17 protein-coding genes are annotated in these 20,325 nt (G+C 70.4%); 10 read left to right on the top strand and 7 right to left on the bottom strand.

The genetic code is table 11. From position 1 onward, the window contains the following. Nucleotides 1-44: 44 nt before the first annotated feature. Entirely contained in the window at nucleotides 45-917 is an 873-nt protein-coding gene (locus AB0E85_RS18985) for a glycerophosphodiester phosphodiesterase family protein (protein WP_361928270.1), read from the bottom strand. 289 nt (nucleotides 918-1,206) lie between these two features. On the opposite strand from AB0E85_RS18985, the gene AB0E85_RS18980 reads away from it, so the two are divergent. From AB0E85_RS18980 to AB0E85_RS18950, 7 genes are all read left to right on the top strand, one after another. Then, nucleotides 1,207-2,073: an MHYT domain-containing protein gene (locus AB0E85_RS18980; RefSeq protein WP_361928267.1), complete on the top strand. Its 867-nt coding sequence runs from the start codon at nucleotides 1,207-1,209 to the stop codon at nucleotides 2,071-2,073. A 40-nt stretch (nucleotides 2,074-2,113) separates the two neighbouring features. Next, a complete protein-coding gene (gene uvrB, locus AB0E85_RS18975; protein WP_361928264.1) occupies nucleotides 2,114-4,264 on the top strand; it encodes an excinuclease ABC subunit UvrB in 2,151 nt (716 codons plus the stop codon). Nucleotides 4,265-4,403: 139 nt separating this feature from the next. Next, a complete protein-coding gene (locus tag AB0E85_RS18970) occupies nucleotides 4,404-4,982 on the top strand; it encodes a TerD family protein (RefSeq protein WP_107458608.1) in 579 nt (192 codons plus the stop codon). A 76-nt stretch (nucleotides 4,983-5,058) separates the two neighbouring features. Continuing rightward, nucleotides 5,059-7,077, top strand: coding sequence for a TerD family protein (locus AB0E85_RS18965; protein WP_361928260.1), 2,019 nt, complete (start codon nucleotides 5,059-5,061; stop codon nucleotides 7,075-7,077). 223 nt (nucleotides 7,078-7,300) lie between these two features. Next, a complete protein-coding gene (locus tag AB0E85_RS18960; protein ID WP_361928257.1) occupies nucleotides 7,301-8,302 on the top strand; it encodes a TerC family protein in 1,002 nt (333 codons plus the stop codon). 147 nt (nucleotides 8,303-8,449) lie between these two features. Then, on the top strand, nucleotides 8,450-8,743 hold the full coding sequence (locus AB0E85_RS18955) for a hypothetical protein (RefSeq protein ID WP_361928254.1): 294 nt from the start codon (nucleotides 8,450-8,452) through the stop codon (nucleotides 8,741-8,743). Nucleotides 8,744-8,815: 72 nt separating this feature from the next. Further along, nucleotides 8,816-9,916 carry an ionic transporter y4hA gene (locus AB0E85_RS18950; protein WP_361928251.1) on the top strand — a complete coding sequence of 367 codons (1,101 nt, stop codon included), beginning with the start codon at nucleotides 8,816-8,818 and terminating at the stop codon, nucleotides 9,914-9,916. An 87-nt stretch (nucleotides 9,917-10,003) separates the two neighbouring features. Here AB0E85_RS18950 and AB0E85_RS18945 read toward each other — a convergent pair whose 3' ends face one another. Together AB0E85_RS18945 and AB0E85_RS18940 are read right to left on the bottom strand one after the other, a co-directional pair. Beyond that, nucleotides 10,004-11,278: an MFS transporter gene (locus tag AB0E85_RS18945; RefSeq protein ID WP_361928248.1), complete on the bottom strand. Its 1,275-nt coding sequence runs from the start codon at nucleotides 11,276-11,278 to the stop codon at nucleotides 10,004-10,006. Between the two features lie 94 nt (nucleotides 11,279-11,372). After that, nucleotides 11,373-12,428 (bottom strand): S66 peptidase family protein, encoded by a 1,056-nt coding sequence (locus AB0E85_RS18940; protein ID WP_361928245.1) that lies wholly within the window; start codon nucleotides 12,426-12,428, stop codon nucleotides 11,373-11,375. 190 nt (nucleotides 12,429-12,618) lie between these two features. Here AB0E85_RS18940 and aroQ point away from each other — a divergent pair, with 190 nt between their 5' ends. Beyond that, nucleotides 12,619-13,092 carry a type II 3-dehydroquinate dehydratase gene (gene aroQ, locus AB0E85_RS18935; protein ID WP_361928242.1) on the top strand — a complete coding sequence of 158 codons (474 nt, stop codon included), beginning with the start codon at nucleotides 12,619-12,621 and terminating at the stop codon, nucleotides 13,090-13,092. A 111-nt stretch (nucleotides 13,093-13,203) separates the two neighbouring features. Here the strand turns inward: aroQ and AB0E85_RS18930 are convergent, their stop codons facing one another. From AB0E85_RS18930 to AB0E85_RS18920, 3 genes are all read right to left on the bottom strand, one after another. Continuing rightward, complete coding sequence (locus AB0E85_RS18930; RefSeq protein WP_361928239.1) at nucleotides 13,204-13,857, bottom strand: ATP-binding cassette domain-containing protein; 654 nt, start codon at nucleotides 13,855-13,857, stop codon at nucleotides 13,204-13,206. A 234-nt stretch (nucleotides 13,858-14,091) separates the two neighbouring features. Further along, a complete protein-coding gene (locus tag AB0E85_RS18925; protein ID WP_361928236.1) occupies nucleotides 14,092-14,748 on the bottom strand; it encodes an MBL fold metallo-hydrolase in 657 nt (218 codons plus the stop codon). Between the two features lie 9 nt (nucleotides 14,749-14,757). Then, nucleotides 14,758-15,450, bottom strand: a complete 693-nt coding sequence (locus AB0E85_RS18920; protein WP_361928233.1) for a maleylpyruvate isomerase family mycothiol-dependent enzyme — start codon at nucleotides 15,448-15,450, stop codon at nucleotides 14,758-14,760. A gap of 222 nt (nucleotides 15,451-15,672) precedes the next feature. Between AB0E85_RS18920 and uvrA the strand changes: the two genes are divergently transcribed. Continuing rightward, nucleotides 15,673-18,717 (top strand): excinuclease ABC subunit UvrA, encoded by a 3,045-nt coding sequence (gene uvrA, locus AB0E85_RS18915; RefSeq protein ID WP_361928230.1) that lies wholly within the window; start codon nucleotides 15,673-15,675, stop codon nucleotides 18,715-18,717. 68 nt (nucleotides 18,718-18,785) lie between these two features. Here the strand turns inward: uvrA and AB0E85_RS18910 are convergent, their stop codons facing one another. Beyond that, nucleotides 18,786-19,337, bottom strand: coding sequence for a YceI family protein (locus AB0E85_RS18910; protein WP_361928228.1), 552 nt, complete (start codon nucleotides 19,335-19,337; stop codon nucleotides 18,786-18,788). A 102-nt stretch (nucleotides 19,338-19,439) separates the two neighbouring features. Here AB0E85_RS18910 and AB0E85_RS18905 point away from each other — a divergent pair, with 102 nt between their 5' ends. Then, nucleotides 19,440-20,309: a helix-turn-helix domain-containing protein gene (locus AB0E85_RS18905; protein WP_361928226.1), complete on the top strand. Its 870-nt coding sequence runs from the start codon at nucleotides 19,440-19,442 to the stop codon at nucleotides 20,307-20,309. Nucleotides 20,310-20,325: the final 16 nt, after the last annotated feature.

Here is a 20,325-nt window from a genome sequence, read left to right as displayed (position 1 = left end):
GTAGGACCCGCCACTGACAACACGGCCACGCCCGGACCGGAGGATCAGCCACCCACGGCCTTCCGCACCACATCCGGCCTGTTGGTGATGACCCCGTCGACCCCGTACCCGGCGATCCGCCGGGCCGTCCTGGCGTCGTCGATCGTCCAGGCGAAGACCTCCAGCCGGCGGCCGTGCGGTCCGTCGAACGCCTGCACCGAGGACACGTAGGCCGGGGAGAGCGAGCTGTACGAGGGGTTGATCTGGTCGGCGAACTCGGCGACGTCGAGCAGGTCCGACACCGGCGGCGTCCCCAGGAGGCCCGTCTTCACGCCGGGCTTCAGCTCGTGCACGGTCCGCACGCTGTCCGCGCTGAAGCTCTGCACGATCAGCCGGCCCGCCAGATGCGACCGGTCGAGCCAGCCCTCGTTGCTGAGGACCTTCAGCGTCTGCCGCTCGATGCCGGGATACAGCTCCGGGTTCTTGATCTCCAGGAGAAGCTTCTGGTGATGCCGCTCCAAGCGGTGCACGAACTGCTCCAGCGTCGGCACGCGCGCGCCCGCGTACGCGGGTCCGAACCAGCTGCCCGCGTCCAGCCGGGCGATCTCCGCGGCGGTGAAGTCCTTCACCTTCCAGGGAGCACGGCCGGGAAAGACCTCCTCGGCGTCCGTGGTGCGCCGCAGGTTGTCGTCGTGGAGGACGACCAGCTCCCCGTCCCTGGTCCGCTGCACGTCGTTCTCCACCCAGCGGATGCCCAGTTCCGCCGCTCTGTCCACGGCGGCCAGGGTGTTCTCGGGCGCGTACGCGGAGGCACCCCGATGGGCGATGACCAGCGGCGGCGTGCTGTTTCCCGCGGCCCGCGCGGGGGAGGCGGGGAACAGCAGTGCGGCGGTCCCCAGGAGTGCGGTGGTGGAGGCGGCAACAGCGCGCGCGTGCATGCGTACTCCTCGCGACGAGCGATCGGCGACATCACAGACAGCACAACTGTGACAGCAGAGGGTCAACGCGAGAGGGGTACAGGATGACCACACGTTGAACGGAGATCACCCAACTCCGCTCACTGGTACCGCACAACTGCGGCAGGGGCGTGTTTCTTTGCCGGAAAGTCGTTCGACCATTCCGGTGGGGGTCATACTCTCTGCGTCAACCCTGACCGCTCGTGCGGTCCTGGGAGGGGGCGCACATCGGGAATTCCGGGACGTACACGGGCGGGAAGGGCAGCCGCGCATGCAGGGCACGATCGACGGATTCAGCTATGGCCTGGTCACACCCCTCGTGGCCTACTTCATGGCCTGCCTCGGCGGTGCTCTGGGCTTGCGCTGCACCACCAGATCGATGCTCGTCTCCCACTCCTGGCGCCCCGGCTGGCTCGCGCTCGGCTCCGCCGCCATCGGCTCCGGCATATGGACCATGCACTTCGTCGCCATGATGGGATTCACGGTCCGCGGGACCCCCATCCACTACGACAAGGCGATGACCTTCGCGAGCCTGGCCGTCGCGATCGTCATGGTGGGTGTCGGGATCTTCATCGTCGGCTACAAGGGAGCCCGCGGTACGGCCCTGTTCACCGGCGGCACCATCACGGGCCTCGGCATCGCGTCTATGCACTACCTCGGCATGGCCAGCATGAGCCTGGACGGGAAGCTGGAGTACAACACCGTCACCGTCGGCATCTCCGTCGCCATCGCCATGGGCGCGGCCACCGCCGCCCTGTGGGCCGCCGGCCAGGTCAGGGGCTTCCTGTGGAGCGTGGGAGCCAGCCTCGTCATGGGCCTCGCCGTCAGCGGCATGCACTACACCGGCATGGCCGCCCTCAGCGTCCATCTGCACGGAACGGCCGAACCCGCTTCGGGAGAGTCGCCCGCGGCCCTGCTCGCACCCATGCTGATCGGCCCGCTCGCCTTCCTGCTCCTCGCGGGCGTCGTGGTGATGTTCGACCCGCTGATGGTCATGGGGAAACCCACCGTCGCCCCGGTCGAGCAGAAGCCCGGCATCCCCGCCCACACCCACGTCCGTCACTCCGCCCACCGCCTGCGGTTCCGTCCCCGCCGCACCGTGGAGCACCGGGGGTCCCGCACCCCGCAGAACCGCTGATCAGAGCCCGTTGTCAGTGCGGGGTCGTACGGTGGATCCCATGCGGCCCGTTTCAAAGATCGAACGCACGGTGGCGCCCTTCGAGGTCGTCAGCCCCTACCAGCCCAACGGCGACCAGCCGACGGCCATCGCCGACCTCGCCCGGCGCGTCCAGGCGGGCGAGAAGGACGTGGTGCTGCTCGGCGCGACCGGCACCGGCAAGTCCGCCACCACCGCGTGGATGATCGAGAAGCTCCAGCGCCCCACGCTCGTGATGGCGCCGAACAAGACGCTGGCCGCCCAGCTGGCGAACGAGTTCCGCGAGCTGCTCCCGAACAACGCCGTCGAATACTTCGTCTCGTACTACGACTACTACCAGCCCGAGGCGTACGTCCCGCAGTCGGACACCTACATCGAGAAGGACTCCTCGATCAACGAGGAGGTCGAGCGCCTGCGCCACTCCGCGACCAACTCGCTGCTCACCCGCCGCGACGTCGTCGTCGTCGCCTCGGTCTCCTGCATCTACGGCCTCGGCACCCCGCAGGAGTACGTGGACCGCATGGTCCCCCTCCGCGTCGGCGAGGAGATCGACCGCGACGAGCTGCTGCGCCGCTTCGTGGACATCCAGTACACGCGCAACGACATGGCCTTCACCCGCGGCACCTTCCGCGTCCGCGGCGACACCATCGAGATCTTCCCGGTCTACGAGGAGCTGGCCGTCCGCATCGAGATGTTCGGCGACGAGATCGAGGCGCTGTCCACCCTGCACCCGCTCACCGGCGAGATCATCAGTGACGACGAGCACCTCTACGTCTTCCCGGCGTCCCACTACGTCGCCGGCCCCGAGCGCCTGGAGCGGGCCGTCAACGACATCGAGAAGGAGCTGGCCGAGCGTCTGACCGAGCTGGAGAAGCAGGGCAAGCTGCTGGAGGCCCAGCGCCTGCGCATGCGGACCACGTACGACATCGAGATGCTCCGCCAGATCGGCAGCTGCTCCGGCGTCGAGAACTACTCGATGCACTTCGACGGCCGCTCGCCCGGCTCCCCGCCCAACACCCTGCTGGACTACTTCCCCGACGACTTCCTCCTCGTCATCGACGAGTCCCATGTCACCGTCCCGCAGATCGGCGCCATGTACGAGGGCGACGCCTCCCGCAAGCGCACCCTCGTCGATCACGGCTTCCGGCTGCCCTCCGCCCTGGACAACCGCCCCTTGAAGTGGGAGGAGTTCCAGGAGCGCATCGGCCAGACGGTGTATCTGTCGGCCACCCCCGGAAACTACGAGCTGTCCCGTTCGGACGGCTTCGTCGAGCAGATCATCCGCCCCACCGGCCTCGTCGACCCCGAGGTCGTCGTCAAGCCCACCGAGGGCCAGATCGACGACCTGGTGCACGAGATCCGGCAGCGCACCGAGAAGGACGAGCGCGTCCTGGTCACCACGCTCACCAAGAAGATGGCCGAGGACCTGACGGACTACTTCCTGGAGCTGGGCATCCAGGTGCGCTACCTGCACAGCGACGTCGACACCCTGCGCCGCGTCGAACTGCTGCGTGAACTGCGCGCCGGCGAGTACGACGTACTGGTCGGCATCAACCTCCTGCGCGAGGGCCTCGACCTGCCCGAGGTGTCCCTGGTGGCGATCCTGGACGCCGACAAGGAGGGCTTCCTGCGCTCCGGCACCTCCCTGATCCAGACCATCGGCCGCGCCGCGCGCAACGTGTCAGGCCAGGTCCACATGTACGCCGACAAGATCACCCCGGCGATGGAGAAGGCCATCGACGAGACCAACCGGCGCCGCGAGAAGCAGATCGCGTACAACACGGAGCGGGGCATCGACCCGCAGCCGCTGCGCAAGAAGATCAACGACATCGTCGCCCAGATCGCCCGCGAGGACATCGACACCGAGCAGCTGCTCGGCTCTGGCTACCGCAAGGCGAAGAAGGACGGCGGAGGGACCAAGGCACCCGTGCCGTCCCTCGGCAAGGCGGCCGGGGCGGCCAAGTCCGCCAAGGGCAAGGGCAAGGGCAGGGCCGAGGAGACGGTGCCGACCGACCGCCCCGCGGCCGAGCTGGCCGGGCAGATCGAGGAGCTCACCGCGCGGATGCGGGCGGCCGCCGCGGAGCTCCAGTTCGAGATCGCGGCGCGGCTGCGCGACGAGGTCTCCGAGATGAAGAAGGAACTGCGCCAGATGAAGGAGGCGGGCCTGGCCTGACAACGTGCCGCGTACGCGCAGTGTTGCAAGACCGACACAAAGTGCGGAGCGGGGTACGTCGCTGTCAGTGCCCCTGCGTAGGGTTCTGGTCAACCGCGACCACGCGGCAACAGGGGACGTTCGAGAGGGGAATCAGCGCGTGACCGTCAACATGACCAAGGGTCAGGCCATCAGTCTGCAGAAGAACGACGGTGGCAGTCTGACCGCGGTTCGCATGGGTCTCGGCTGGCAGGCGGCTCCCCGGCGCGGCCTGTTCGGCTCGCGCACGCGGGAGATCGACCTCGACGCCTCCGCCGTCCTGTTCGCGGACAAGCAGCCGGTCGACGTCGTCTTCTTCCGCCACCTGGTGAGCGACGACGGTTCGGTGCGCCACACCGGCGACAACCTCGTCGGCGGTGTCGGCCAGGGCGGCGACGACGAGGCGATCCTCGTCGACCTCGCGCGGGTCCCGGTCCACATCGACCAGATCGTCTTCACCGTCAACTCCTTCACCGGCCAGACCTTCCAGGAGGTGCAGAACGCGTTCTGCCGCCTGGTCGACGAGACCAACGGCCAGGAGCTCGCCCGCTACACGCTCGCCGGCGGCGGCCAGTACACCGCCCAGATCATGGCCAAGGTCCACCGCACGGGCCAGGGCTGGTCGATGACGGCCCTGGGCAACCCGGCCAACGGCCGCACCTTCCAGGACCTGATGCCGGCGATCCTGCCGGTGCTCTGAGCGCATCCGGGCCCGGACCGGCGGGCCCGGACAGCAGTACCCGACTCCACACAACGACACATGGGGGACGAAGGCGATGACGGCCGAGCTGGTGCGGGGGCAGAACCACCCGCTCTCCCAGGCCCGTCTCGAGATCCGGATCTCGGCCGGTACGCCGATCGTGGCCGTGGCCGCGCTCGGTGACGAGAACGGCCGGATCCACGGCGCGGAGTGGGTGGCCCACCCGGGCGCACCGGCCCAGCCGGGTCTCGAGGTCCCCCGGCAGGCCGCCGCCGACCATCGCCTCGCGGTGGATCTGGACGCCGTGCCGGAGGCCGTCCACCGGGTGAGCGTGCTGCTCGCCCTGCCCGTCGGTGGGACGGGGCCGGTCCGTTTCGGCGCGGTGGCGGCCCCCTTCGTCGCCGTCACCGGACTCGACGGCGGCGAGGTCGCCAGCTACACCATCACCGGCCTGGAGGCCGAGTCGGCCGTCGTCGCCCTGGAGCTCTACCGCCGGCAGGGCGCCTGGAAGGTGCGCGCCGTCGGCCAGGGCTACGCGGGAGGCCTCGCCGAACTCCTCACCGACCAGCAGCTGCCGCAGGCCCACCAGCTCGCTGGCAGCATCAACGAGGCGGTGTCCCAGGGCCTGGCCCGCTCGGTGCAGGCGCCCCCGCCGCGCACGGCGGACGGCGACCGCTCCCGGCAGGCGGCGGCTCCGGCCCTCGGCCCGGACCAGGGAGGCACCGCTCCTCAGCCGGGCCCCGTGCCACCGGTGTCGCCGTACGGCGGCCAGACGCCCGGCGGCCCCGGGCAACCCGCACCGCAGCAGCCGACGTATCCCGGCTCCGGCCCGGATCCCGACGCCGTCACCCAGCCGTCCGTGCCCACGGCCGGCGGCCCCATCGACTACAGCCACCCGCGCCGCCGGAACGCCGCTCCGCCCCCGCCTCCGCCGACCGCGCCCCCGGCCGCAGCCGGGCAGCCCGCACAGCCCGTCGCGGGCGACGCGACCGGCTGGTCGATGGAGGAGCGGCTCTACAACCAGGTGTGGGGCATGTTCGAGGACCTGGCCCGCACCACCGCCGCCTACCGCAGCGCCGTCGACTTCGCCGAGTCGCGCATGGACAAGGAGCTGGAGCAGGTCCTCTCCGACCCGCGCAGCCGGATCGGCGGGCAGGGCGACGCCGCCCGCGAAGCGGCCCGGGCCCGGCACGCCCAGCTCGTCGCCCAGGCGCGGGAGGCCCTCGACCGGGACCTCGCCCAGCTCGCCGCCGAGGCCGACGTCGTCGAACCGGCACTGCCACCGGCGTACGCCCGCTGGGACAACCCGGCGTGGCACGCCTACCGGGTGCCGATGGAGATCCCCATGGCCCTGCGCCTGGGCGACCTCCACCTCCCCGAGGCCGACCGGATCCGCATCCCGATGCTGGTCCGGCTGCCGCTGGAGCGCGGCCTGTGGATCGACAGCGGACCCGCCGGATCGTCCGACGGTTCGTTCACCGACTCCCACGCCATGAGCCGTCTCGCCATGGAGACGGCGGTCGCGCACGCGGCCCGGCTGCTCGCCGTCTACCCGGCGGGCGAGTTCACCGTCCACGTCATCGACCCGGCCGGCTCGGGGGCACAGCCGCTGGCGCCCCTGGTACAGACTGGGGTGCTCGCGGCCCCGCCCGCCCTCGGCGCCGCCGGGGTGGCGGACGTGCTGGGCCGGCTCACCCAGCGGGTCGACCTGGTGCAGATGGCGGTCCGCGGTGGCGCCGCCGACTCCCTCCCGCCCGGTTTCGACACTTCCCAGCAGCTCCTGATCGTCAACGACTTCCCGCACGGTTTCGACGACCGTGCCGTCAACCAGCTGCGCTACCTCGCCGACGAGGGCCCCGCCTTCGGCGTCCACCTGATGATGGTGGCCGACCGTGAGCAGTCCTCCGGGTACGGGCCTTTGCTCGACCCGCTGTGGCGTTCCCTGCTGCGACTCACGCCGGTGGCCGACGATCACCTCGCCGACCCGTGGGTCGGTCACGCCTGGACGTACGAGCCGTCGCTCGTGCCGCCCGGCAGCCAGGTCCTCCAGCAGGTGCTCTCTCAGGTGGCCACCGCCCGTACCAAGTTCACGTAAAGCTCCCTGACCAGGGGATTTGGTCTTTCTTTTGCCAAGTGCTTTACCTGTTCTTGGTGATTGGGGTACTGTTGACGGCACGGAGGGGAGTACTCCCTGTCTGCTGCGGCGTACCCGTCAATACGGATCAGGCCAGATCCCGGGGCGTCGGCCCATCTCTGGGTGGAAGAGACCTCCGGCAGCGACGACGCTGACATTTGCCGTTACGACTGCCGGAGGCGCAGTGGATGTTTCCATGACCCTATGGGTCCTGACGATCGTGGGCCTCGCGGCCCTCATCGCGGTCGACTTCTTCATCGGCCGCAAGCCGCACGACGTTTCGATCAAGGAAGCCGGGATCTGGACGATCGTCTGGATCGTCCTGGCCGCGCTCTTCGGCTTCGGCCTGCTCCTGTTCGCCGGTGGCCAGCCCGCCGGTGAGTTCTTCGCCGGCTTCATCACCGAGAAGTCACTCAGCGTCGACAACCTCTTCGTCTTCGTCCTGATCATGGCGAAGTTCGCGGTGCCGTCGCAGTACCAGCAGCGTGTCCTGCTGATCGGTGTCCTCATCGCCCTGGTCCTGCGAGCGATCTTCATCGCCGCCGGTGCGGCGATCCTCGCCAGCTTCGCCTGGGTGTTCTACATCTTCGGCGCGTTCCTCATCTACACCGCCTGGAAGCTCATCCAGGAGGCCCGTGCCGACGAGGAGGACGAGGAGTTCGAGGAGAACAAGCTCCTCAAGGCCGCCGAGCGCCGCTTCGGCGTGGCAGACCGGTACCACGGCACCAAGCTGTGGATCGAGGAGAACGGCAAGCGGGTCATGACCCCGATGCTGGTCGTGATGCTGGCCATCGGCACCACCGACGTGCTCTTCGCCCTGGACTCCATCCCCGCGATCTTCGGCCTGACGCAGGACCCGTACATCGTCTTCACGGCCAACGCGTTCGCCCTGATGGGTCTGCGCCAGCTGTACTTCCTCATCGGCGGCCTGCTCAAGAAGCTGGTCCACCTCAGCTACGGACTGTCCATCATCCTGGGCTTCATCGGCGTGAAGCTGGTGCTGCACGCGCTGCACGAGTCCGGCGTGCACGTCCCCGAGATCAGCATTCCGGTCTCGCTCGGCGTGATCTGTGCCGTCCTGATCGTCACCACGATCACCAGCCTGCGCGCTTCCAAGAAGCAGGAGGCGGCCGAGGCGGCGCAGGGCAAGAGCGACGACGCCACCAAGGACAGCATCGACGTCTGACCTCGTCCGGTCGCATCGGATCAAGGAGAATCATGCTCAGGGGCGGTGCTCGGCGAATTGCCGACCACCGCTCCTGGTGCTTGCTTGGTCCTGGGCGCGTTCCCTCTCCGGGGAACGCGGAGGCCGGTTGGAGGCACCGTGAAATTCGTGCAGATCATCGACTTCGAGACCGACCGCCTGGTAGAGATGCAGCAGGTGATCGAGGAAGCCGGGCAGCGCTCAGCCGGCCGGACGGGCGGTCCCACCCGCAGCATGCTCCTGAAGGACCGGGACAGGCCCAACCGCTATCTCGCGGTCATCGAGTTCGCATCGTTCGAGGAGGCCATGCGTAACAGTGACGATCCCGAAACCAGCCGGATGGCGGAGCGACTGGACGCCCTCTCCCTCAACGGGCGGGTGTTCACCAACTGCGACCTCGTGGACGCGCGTGACCTCGAGTAGCCCCGCGGCACCGGTTCAGGGACGTCGCGCGACCGCGGTGCGGCGCCCCTCCACGTCTGCGACGATCACGGCATGACCGCTCGGAGCAGGCCGCTCACGGCTCAGTGGACGACTCTGGTTCCCCTGCTCGCGGCCGTGCTGCTGGTCTTCACCTGGGGGCGTGACCTGCCGGCGGGAATCGTCGTGCTGGTGACGCTGGTCCTCGCGGGCGCCGTCCTGGCCGCAGTGCACCACGCCGAAGTGGTGGCCCACCGGGTCGGTGAACCGTTCGGCTCCCTCGTGCTCGCCGTCGCCGTCACGATCATCGAGGTCGCCCTCATCGTGACGCTGATGATCGACGGCGGGGACAAGAGCGCGACGCTGGCCAGGGACACGGTCTTCGCAGCCGTCATGATCACGTGCAACGGCATCGTCGGCCTGTGCCTGCTGGTCGCCTCACTGCGGCACGGCACAGCCGTCTTCAACCCCGAAGGCACCGGCGCCGCACTCGCGACCGTCGCGACTCTCGCCACCCTCAGCCTGGTCCTGCCGACCTTCACCACCAGCAAGCCGGGGCCGGAATTCTCCACCGTCCAGCTGACCTTCGCGGCACTCTCCTCGCTCATCCTGTACGGCCTGTTCGTCACCACGCAGACCCGGCGGCACCGGGACTACTTCCTGCCGATCACCCGCCACGGGGAGGTGATCACCGAAGAGGAGCACGCCGAGGCACCGAGCGCCCGTACCGCCCTGGTCAGTCTCGGGCTGCTGGGTCTCGCCCTGATCGGTGTGGTCGGCCTGGCCAAGGGGGTCTCGCCGACGATCGAGTCCGGGGTGGAGGCGGCCGGACTGCCCCAGGCCGTGGTCGGCGTGGTCATCGCGCTGCTGGTGCTGCTCCCGGAGACCATCGCCGCGTTGCGCTCCGCCCGTCGGGACCGGGTACAGACCAGTCTCAACCTCGCCCTCGGCTCGGCCATGGCCAGCATCGGCCTGACCATCCCCGCCGTCGCCCTCGCCTCGGTATGGCTCTCCGGCCCGCTGGTCCTCGGCCTGGGCGCCACTCACATGGTGCTGCTCGCCCTGACCGTGGTCGTCGCCTCGCTGACCGTGGTGCCGGGCCGGGCCACACCGCTCCAGGGCGGGGTTCACCTGGTGCTGTTCGCGGCGTACCTGGAGCTGGCGATCAACCCGTAGGCGCGCACATGCCCACACGGCGGCTATGTGCAGCCGGGCGACACCAGCACCCAGCCGCCAGGGCATCAGCGCCCACCCCACCTCGGCTCACCCCGCGGGAGCCTCCGCAGCCGCACCCACCCGCACCGGGCGCGTCTCCGGCAGCAACGCGAAGCACCCGAGGCTCAGCAGCGCGATCGCCGTCAGATACGCGGCCACGCCCCACGGCACCCGCCCGCCCTGCTCGGCCAGGGCCGTCGCCACGATCGGTGTGAGCGCCCCTCCCACGACCCCGCCGAGGTTGTAACCGACGGCGGCACCCGTGCAGCGCACCCGCGGCTCGTACAGCTCCGGCAGATACGCGGCGATCACGGCGAACATGGTGATGAACGCGAGCATCGCCCCCAGGAAGCCGAGGAACATCGGCAGCGGCGCCCCCGTGGCGAGCAGGGCGACCATGGGGAACATCCACAGAGCGGCGGCCGCGCACCCGGCCAGGCACAGCGGCCGCCGGCCGTAGCGGTCCCCGAGCAGCGCCATCAACGGGGTGAGCGCACCCTTCACGAGCACCGCGCCCATGATGCAGGTCAGCATGACGCTGCGGCTCACGCCGAGTTGCTCCGTCCCGTAGGCGAGGGACCAGGTCGTCACCGCGTAGAAGATCGCGTAGCCGATCGCGAGTCCTCCGCCGGTCAGCAGGAGGAGCCGCCAGTGGTTGCGGACGACCTCGGCGAGCGGCACGCGTGCGTGGTCGTCGATCCGGAGGAAAGAGGGACTCTCCGTGAGGGACGACCGCAGCCACAGCCCTACGACGGCCAGCACCCCCGCCGCCCAGAACGGCACCCGCCACCCCCACGCGGCGAACTGCGCCTCCGTCAGCGTCGAGGACAGCCCCAGCACCACCCCGTTGGCGAGCAGGAACCCCAGGGCGGGCCCGACCTGCGGGAAGCTCGACCACAGGGCGCGCCGTTCGGCCGGCGCGTGCTCCACGGCCAGCAGCACCGCCCCGCCCCACTCCCCGCCGAGCCCCAGCCCCTGGAGGAAGCGCAGCACCAGGAGCAGCAGCGGAGCGACCACGCCGATCGAGTCGTACGTCGGCACGCAGCCGACCGCGACCGTGGAGACCCCGGTCAGCAGCAGGGAGGCCACGAGGACCGGCCGCCGTCCGCGCCGGTCCCCGATGTGCCCGAACAGCACCGACCCGAGCGGCCGGGCCACGAAGCCCACCCCGAAGGTGGCGAAGGCGGCCAGTGTCCCGGCCACCGGAGAGAAGGTCGGGAAGAACAGCGGCCCCAGGACCAGGGCCGCCGCGGTTCCGTAGACGAAGAAGTCGTAGAACTCGATGGCCGTACCGGCGAGCGAGGCGGCCGCGAGGCGCGGCATGGAGGGTGTCCCAGCGGGGGGTACGTCGTGCATGCCGCGTCAACTACCCACCGTGATCGCCGGTTACGGGGGCGCGTGGAGGGCTTGGGGGTCCTCAGTAGGTGACCGTGATGCGCCGGGCGGGTCCGTCCACGCGCACGGTGCCGCCGTACGGGATCACCAGCTGCGGATCGGTGTGCCCGAAGTCCACGTCGAAGACGATGGTGGCGTCCGGGGCGTACGTCCGCATGGCGCGCAGAACGGCCTCCCGCTGGTCGGTCGCGTAACGAGCGGCCTCCTGCGGGGTGTTGGGCTGCTCGAAGGACCATGTCTTCGGCCGGCCCACCAGCAGGGCCGGGAAGCGCCCCAGCAACCCGCGTTCGCCCATGCACCGCAGGGTGGTGAAGACCTCGCTGGAGCTCGGCATGCCCTCCGAGGTCTCCAGGAGCAGCACGCCGCCGTCGTACTCGGACAGGTCGCGCGCGATCTCGCGGTCGGCCATCAGCAGCCAGGCGAGGATCTCCAGACAGCCGCCCCAACTGCGGCCCTCCGTTACCCGGTCGGGGTTCACCCAGGTCCACCCGGGCCCGGGCCGGGTCTCCGGCTCCGCGTCGAACGTCGCCGGGTCCGCCCAGTCCCGGTCGATGTCACGCCACCGCTCGGCGGGCGTCAACTCGTACGGCCCCGAGGTGAACAGGGCCGCCCGCAGGGACTCGGCGGTCTGCGGGTGCATGGCCCCGGGGCGGCCCAGTTCGCACATCACGCTCCCGCCGTGGAAGCCGACGATGCCGCAGGTGCGCAGGAACGCGAGCAGGTTCGTGTTGTCGCTCATCCCGAAGAACGGCTTCGGGTTGGCGCGGATCAACTCCCGGTCCAGGTAGGGCAGCACGGTGATCTGGTCGTCCCCGCCGATCGACGCGATGACGGCCTTGATCCCCGGGTCGGCGAAGGCGGCGTGGAGGTCGTCGGCCCGCGCCCGGGGCGTGGAGCCCATCGTCCGGGTCGCCGGGTACTCGACCGGCTCCAGCCCGTACTCCTTGCGCAGGCGCTCCAGGCCCAGCTCGTAGGGGAGCGGGAACAGCCCCGGAAGCCCCGAGGAGGGCGAGATCACGGCGATGCGGTCGCCGGGGGACGGCTTGGGGGGATAGGCCGGGCTGCTCGGGCTCGTCATACCGGGAGGCTACGGTCCGGTGTGCCGACGGCGCACCGTGATGGATCCGGCCCGCCCACCGGGACGTATCGGCCGGTGCACGGCGTGATCCGTGCACGCATCGGGACGATGTCCGCCCGCGCACCGTGATAGACCGGCTGTGAGCGGCGGTCCGCCCTGGCCGCCCGACCCTGAACGGACCGGAGGAACCGTGCCCCGCACCCTGGCCCACGCCCCGATCATGATCCTCAACGGGCCCAACCTGAACCTCCTCGGCCAGCGCCAGCCGGAGATCTACGGCTCCGACACCCTCGCCGACGTCGAGGCCCTGTGCGCCAAGGCGGCGGCAGCGCACGGCGGAACCGTCGACTTCCGCCAGTCCAACCACGAGGGCGAGCTGGTCGACTGGATCCACGAGGCGCGGCTGAACCACTGCGGCATCGTGATCAACCCGGGTGCCTACTCGCACACCTCCGTAGCCATCCTGGACGCCCTCAACACCTGCGACGGCCTGCCGGTGCTGGAGGTCCACATCTCCAACATCCACCAGCGCGAGACGTTCCGGCACCACTCGTACGTCTCGCTGCGCGCCGACGGGGTCATCGCGGGCTGCGGCGTACAGGGGTACGTGTTCGGCGTGGAGCGTGTCGCGGCGCTGGCGGGGGCGGGCACGGCGGACGCGTGAGCCGTTGAGGGTAAGGCCCGCCGACCATGGCGGGCGCCCCTTACAGGCCGCGCGGCCGACTAAGAACCCGGCCGACTTACAGCCCGGCCGCCTTACAAGCCCGGCGGCTGCCTACAGCCTCCCCGCCTCCACGATCCGCCGCAGGAAGCGCCACGTGCGCTCCTGCCGCGGATCCCCGAAGACCTGTTCGGCGGTGCCGCATTCCGGCACCACGCCGCCCTCCAGGAAACAGACCTGGTCGGCGACCTCCCGGGCGAAGCCCATCTCGTGGGTGGCCAGCACCATGGTCATGCCCTCGTCCTTCAGACCGCGGACGACGGTGAGCACCTCGCCCACCAGCTCGGGATCGAGGGCGGCGGTGATCTCGTCGAGCAGCAGCAGCCGGGGGCGTACGGCCAGGGCGCGCACGATCGCGACCCGCTGCTGCCGGCCGCCGCTCAGCCGGTCCGGATACGCGTCCGCCTTCCCGCCGAGCCCCAGCCGCTCCAGCAGCTCACGCGCGCGTGCCTCGGCCCGGGGCACACCGTGCACACCGCGCGGGGCGAGCGTGATGTTGTCCAGCACCGACATCGCCCCGTCGTCGATCTCCTCCAGCAGGTTGGCGCACCGCAGCAGGGTGGACTTGCCGGAGCCGGAGGCGCCGATCAGCGCGGTGTCGGTGTGCGGGGCGACCTCCAGGGCTCGTGAACGCGCTCCGCATGCCGCCGCGTTGACATGTGCCGGGGCCGCCGGCCGAGGGCGGGGATCGACAGGCCGGCGGCCCATCCGCCCAGGAGCCGTCATCCTGCGCGGGGCTGCTATCAGTTGACTGCGCAACCAGCTTCGAGGGGAGCGCACGTGCGACACCGGCGTGTGCGAACGATTCACACGGGGCGCGTGCGCGGCTCACCCCTCACCGGGCCGGCGCCCCGCGCGGCCCTTCACCACCCGCCCAGCCGCTCACCACCCCGCCCAGCCGCTCACGGCTCGCCCAGCCGCTCACCGCGCCGGGCGCATGCCTCACCACCCGCGCGCGTGCCACTCCGGCAGGTGCGGGCGCTCCGCGCCCAGGCTCGTGTCGTTGCCGTGCCCCGGGTAGACCCAGGTCTCGTCCGGGAGGGCGTCGAAGATCTTGGTCTCGACGTCGTGGAGGAGACTGGCGAACGCCTTCGGGTCGTCGTGGGTGTTGCCCACGCCACCGGGGAACAGGCAGTCCCCGGTGAAGACATGAGGATGCCCGTGCGGGTCGTCGTAGACGAGGGCGATCGAACCGGGCGTGTGCCCGACCAGGTGGCGCGCGGTGAGTTCCACGCGCCCCACCCGGATGGTGTCGCCGTCGTCGACCGGCTCGTCGGTCCGTACGGGGATGCCCTCGGCGTCCTCCCGGCCCGCGTAGGTGCGGGCGCCGGTCGCCGCCACCACCTCGGCGAGCGCCTGCCAGTGGTCGCCGTGCCGGTGGGTGGTGACGACGGACGCGATGCCGTCCCCACCGATCATCCCGAGCAGCGTGTCCGCCTCGTTCGCGGCGTCGATCAGCAACTGCTCGTCCGTGGCCCGGCAGCGCAGCAGATAGGCGTTGTTGTTCATCGGACCCACCGCGATCTTGGTGATCATCAGGTCCTTGAGCTCGTGCACATCGGCCGGTCCGCCGACCGTCACCTCTCCGCTGTACGTCATGCCGCCAGCCTATAGCGGCGGCAGCGCCGGAAGCGGGCCGCCGTCCGAGGTCAGCGCGGCTCCGTCGCGGCGGCCGGCGAGCCAGCCGAGCAGGTCGGCCGCGGGACCCGTGACGGTCACCTCGGGCCGCTGCGCGTCCTGCTGCCGTCCGGTGCTCCACGCGCGCGTGCCGTCCGTGACGCGGGTGGCCGGTACGCCGGGGTGCCCGGCGAACCGGTCGGCCAGGAAGTCGATCTCCCGCTCGGTGAACTCCGCCGGGAGGTCCTCCAGCTCGTATCCGATCCCCAGGTCCACGTGGTGCAGCTCCACCTCCACCCACCGCCGGAACGGCACCCGGGACGCGGAGTCCGTGACCCCGTTGCGCAGCTCCACCGTGCGCGACCAGTCCGCGGGAGCGTCCCCGGCCTGCTGGAAGCGGGCCGCGCTCTCGCGCAGGTCGGCGAGCTGGACGTCGAGGGCGCGCGGGGCGTCCCGCTCGATGTCGGTGTCCCGGGCCTCGCCGGAGACGTACATGGGGCGCCCTTCGAGCACGTTCACGAGGGCGTCCGCGTTACGCGCCAGGTGGGCCAGGACATGGCCACGGCTCCAGCCGGGCAGCCGTGACGGCTGCGTCACAGACGCGTTGTCCAGCTTGCCGGCTGCGGTCAGCAGCCGCTCCGTCGCGTCCCGTACAGACGCCAGGTCATGAGCGTGATCAATCATGGTGCTGACCCTAGCCCCGCCACTCCTTCGGGTGAAGGTGGTGAAGCAGTGCCGTAAATCGAAAGCACGTGCTATATGGTCGGACGTGGCGTCGGGCATGCTGGAGAGCCGGGGTTTGTTGGCAACCCGTGAATCCGACCGGCGTTGTCAGTGGCTCCCCCTAGTCTGAGAAAGACGGGGGCCCCGCCCCTGTCACTTCTCTCAAGAAAGGTGCGGACCGGCGTGGCCGACCGTCTCATCGTTCGTGGAGCGCGCGAGCACAACCTCAAGAACGTCTCGCTCGACCTCCCGCGCGACTCGCTCATCGTCTTCACGGGCCTGTCGGGGTCGGGCAAGTCCTCGCTGGCCTTCGACACCATCTTCGCGGAGGGACAGCGGCGCTACGTGGAGTCCCTCTCCTCGTACGCCCGGCAGTTCCTCGGCCAGATGGACAAGCCGGACGTCGACTTCATCGAGGGCCTCTCCCCGGCCGTCTCCATCGACCAGAAGTCGACCTCGCGCAACCCGCGCTCCACCGTCGGCACCATCACCGAGGTCTACGACTACCTGCGCCTGCTCTTCGCGCGCATCGGCAAGCCGCACTGCCCCGAGTGCAGCCGCCCGATCTCGCGCCAGTCGCCGCAGGCCATCGTCGACCGGGTCCTGGAGCTGCCGGCGGGCAGCCGCTTCCAGGTGCTGTCGCCGCTCGTGCGCGAGCGCAAGGGCGAGTTCGTCGATCTCTTCTCCGACCTCCAGACCAAGGGCTACTCCCGCGCGCGGGTGGACGGCGAGACGATCCAGCTGTCGAACCCGCCCACGCTGAAGAAGCAGGAGAAGCACACCATCGAGGTGGTCGTCGACCGCCTCACGGTCAAGGACGGCGCCAAGCGCCGCCTCACCGATTCCGTCGAGACCGCCCTCGGCCTGTCCGGCGGCATGGTCGTGCTCGACTTCGTCGACCTCCCCGAGGACGACCCCGAGCGCGAGCGCATGTACTCGGAACACCTGTACTGCCCGTACGACGACCTGTCCTTCGAGGAGCTGGAGCCCCGCTCCTTCTCCTTCAACTCGCCCTTCGGCGCCTGCCCGGACTGCACCGGCATCGGCACGCGCATGGAGGTCGATCCGGAGCTGATCGTCCCGGACCCGGACAAGAGCCTCGACGAGGGTGCCATCCACCCCTGGTCGCACGGCCACACCAAGGACTACTTCGGCCGTCTGATCGGAGCCCTCGCCGACGCCCTGGGCTTCCGCACGGACATCCCCTTCGGCGGCCTGCCGCAGCGCGCCAAGAAGGCCCTGCTCCACGGTCACAAGACCCAGGTCGAGGTCCGCTACCGCAACCGCTACGGGCGCGAGCGCCGCTACACCACGGCCTTCGAGGGCGCCGTCCCCTTCGTCAAGCGCCGGCACAGCGAGGCCGAGAGCGACTCCAGCCGCGAGCGCTTCGAGGGCTACATGCGCGAGGTGCCCTGCCCGACCTGCGAGGGCACGCGCCTGAAGCCGGTCGTCCTCGCGGTCACGGTCATGGGCAAGTCGATCGCCGAGGTCTCCGCGATGTCGATCAGCGACTGCGCGGACTTCCTGGGCGAGCTGAAGCTCACCGCCCGCGACAAGAAGATCGCCGAACGCGTGCTCAAGGAGGTCAACGAGCGGCTGCGGTTCCTGGTCGACGTCGGCCTGGACTACCTCTCGCTGAACCGCGCGGCCGGCACCCTGTCCGGCGGCGAGGCCCAGCGCATCCGCCTGGCCACCCAGATCGGCTCCGGCCTCGTCGGCGTCCTGTACGTCCTCGACGAGCCGTCCATCGGTCTGCACCAGCGCGACAACCACCGTCTGATCGAGACCCTGGTCCGGCTGCGCGACATGGGCAACACGCTCATCGTCGTCGAGCACGACGAGGACACGATCAAGATGGCCGACTGGGTCGTCGACATCGGCCCCGGCGCCGGTGAGCACGGCGGCAAGGTCGTGCACAGCGGCTCCCTGAAGGAGCTGCTCGCCAACGCCGAGTCGCAGACCGGTCAGTACCTGTCCGGCAAGAAGGCCATCCCGCTGCCCGACATCCGCCGCCCCCTGGATCCCTCCCGGCGGCTCACGGTGCACGGCGCCCGGGAGAACAACCTCCAGGACATCGACGTCTCGTTCCCCCTGGGTGTGTTCACCGCCGTCACCGGCGTCTCCGGCTCCGGCAAGTCGACGCTGGTCAACGACATCCTCTACACGCACCTGGCCCGGGAGCTGAACGGCGCGCGGAGCGTCCCCGGGCGGCACACGCGCGTGGACGGCGACGACCTCGTCGACAAGGTCGTGCACGTGGACCAGTCGCCCATCGGCCGCACCCCCCGCTCCAACCCGGCCACGTACACCGGCGTCTTCGACCACATCCGCAAGCTCTTCGCCGAGACCACCGAGGCGAAGGTCCGCGGCTACCAGCCCGGCCGCTTCTCCTTCAACGTCAAGGGCGGCCGCTGCGAGAACTGCTCGGGCGACGGCACCATCAAGATCGAGATGAACTTCCTCCCGGACGTCTACGTCCCGTGCGAGGTCTGCCACGGCGCCCGGTACAACCGGGAGACCCTGGAGGTCCACTACAAGGGCAAGTCCATCGCCGACGTCCTGAACATGCCGATCGAGGAGGCCACGGAGTTCTTCGAGGCGGTCCCCGCGATCTCCCGCCACATGAAGACCCTGAAGGACGTCGGTCTCGGCTACGTCCGGCTCGGCCAGGCCGCGACCACCCTGTCCGGCGGCGAGGCGCAGCGCGTGAAGCTCGCCAGCGAACTGCAGAAGCGCTCCACCGGCCGCACGGTCTACGTCCTGGACGAGCCGACCACCGGTCTTCACTTCGAGGACATCAGCAAGCTGCTGACGGTCCTGTCCGGGCTGGTCGACAAGGGCAACACGGTCATCGTCATCGAGCACAACCTCGACGTGATCAAGACCGCCGACTGGGTCGTCGACATGGGCCCCGAAGGCGGCGCCGGCGGCGGTCTGGTGGTCGCCGAGGGCACGCCCGAGCAGGTGGCCGGCGTCCCGGCCAGCCACACCGGCAAGTTCCTGCGTGAGATCCTCGGCGCCGACCGCATCAGCGACGCGTCCTCGGTGAAGGCCCCGCGCAAGACGACCGCCCGCAAGACGGCGGCGGCCAAGACGGTCGCTGCCAGGACGGCATCGACCCGCACGACCGCCACCAAGACGGTCAACAGCACGGCCGCCAGGAAGACGGCGGCCAAGACCACCAAGGCCGCCGCTGCGAAGAAGGCGACCCGGACCAGCAAGGGCTGAGGTCTCCCGCTCCACGCGCAGTGCCCCACAGGCAACGTCCTGTGGGGCACTGCGCGTTCGGCGTGCGGTCAGGCGCTCTTCGGCTCCACGAACTGCATGTCGAGCTGGATCTTGACCACTTCGCCGAGCAGGCCGGGCGCGAAGTCCAGCCCGAAGTCGCCGCGCCGGATCTCGCCCGTCGCCTCGAACCCGGCGTGCCGGCTGCCGTCCATGGGCACGTCGACCAGCCCGCCGAACTCCACGGCGAGCGTCACCGGGCGGGTCACGTCGCCGATGGTCAGCTCACCCTCCATGGTCCAGTCCTCACCCCCGCCCGACACCCTCGTCGAGCGGTACGTCATCGTGGGGCGCTTCGCCACGTCCAGCAGGTCGGAAGCCCGCACATGCGCGTCCCGGTCGGCGTTGCCGGTGTTGACCGAGGCCAGGTCGACGGTCGCGGAGACCCGCACGTCCTCGATGCGCTCACCGACGAACAGCTCGGCCTCCAGCCGCTCGAAGCGCCCCCGCACCTTGGCGATGCCCAGGTGCCGGATGGTGAAGTTCACGGAGGAGTGGAACGGGTCGAGGGCCCACTGACCGGAGGCCAGCGGCAGGGCGGTGGTGGCGGTGTCATTCGTCATGCCCTTCACCCTGAGGGCCGCGTGGCACCGAAGGGAGACCGGCCGGAGCCTGGTAGTGACGGGGCCACCCTCCGCGCCCCCGGGCGCTGTACGTTCGTTCGGGTGAGCGACAACGAGTTGGGCACGTTCCTGCGCACCTGGCGCGAAGCCGTCACCCCGGCCGAGGCGGGCCTGCCCTCGGGCCCCCGGCGCCGCACCCCGGGCCTGAGACGTGCCGAACTGGCCACGCTCGCCGGCGTCAGCGTCGAGTACCTCACCCGGCTGGAACAGGGCCGTGACCGCAATCCGTCCGCCCAGGTGCTCGGCGCCCTGGCCGACGCCCTGAACCTCTCCCTCACCGACCGGATGCTGCTGCGCCGCCTGACCAAGGAGGCGGACGGCGGCGACCCCCTGGTCTGCGCGGCGGCCCCGTCACTCAGCCGAGCGGCGCGCCCCACCGTACGGGCCGTGCTGGACCGCCTGGAGCCGACTCCCGCACTGGTGATCAACTGGATCGGCGACGTCCTCGCCCACACGGCCGGGTACGAGCGGCTGGCCGGCCCCCTCGGCATGCTGGACGACGAGCGGCCCAACCTGCTCCGGTACCTGTTCACCGACGAGCGGGCGCGCAGCGCCTACCGCGCATGGGACCGGGTGGCCGACGACCTCGTCGCCCGGCTCCGGCACGGCGTCCCCCTGAGGGACCCGTACCTCGCCGAGCTCGCCGACGAGCTGACCGTGACGGCGGGCGCGGACTTCACCGACCGGTTCGCCGATCTGACCCTGGCGCCGCGGCGGACCGGCTCCCAGCACATCGAACACCCGGAGGCCGGTTCCCTGCGGCTGCTGCAAGAGACGCTCGCGCTTCCCGACGAGGGGCAGCGGCTCGTCATCCACCTGCCCGCGGACGACGCCACGGCCGCCGCTCTGGACCGGCTCAACGGCCGCCGTCCGGGTGCCCTGCGGGCGGTGGCGATGGGGGAGACCGGCTGAAGGCACCTCTTCCTGC

Origin of the sequence: Streptomyces sp. NPDC029044 (assembly GCF_040637495.1) — a bacterium.
Classification (GTDB): Bacteria; Actinomycetota; Actinomycetes; order Streptomycetales; family Streptomycetaceae; genus Streptomyces.
Note: the sequence above shows the minus strand (reverse complement) of the source record. Positions and strands in the feature narration are given on the sequence as shown.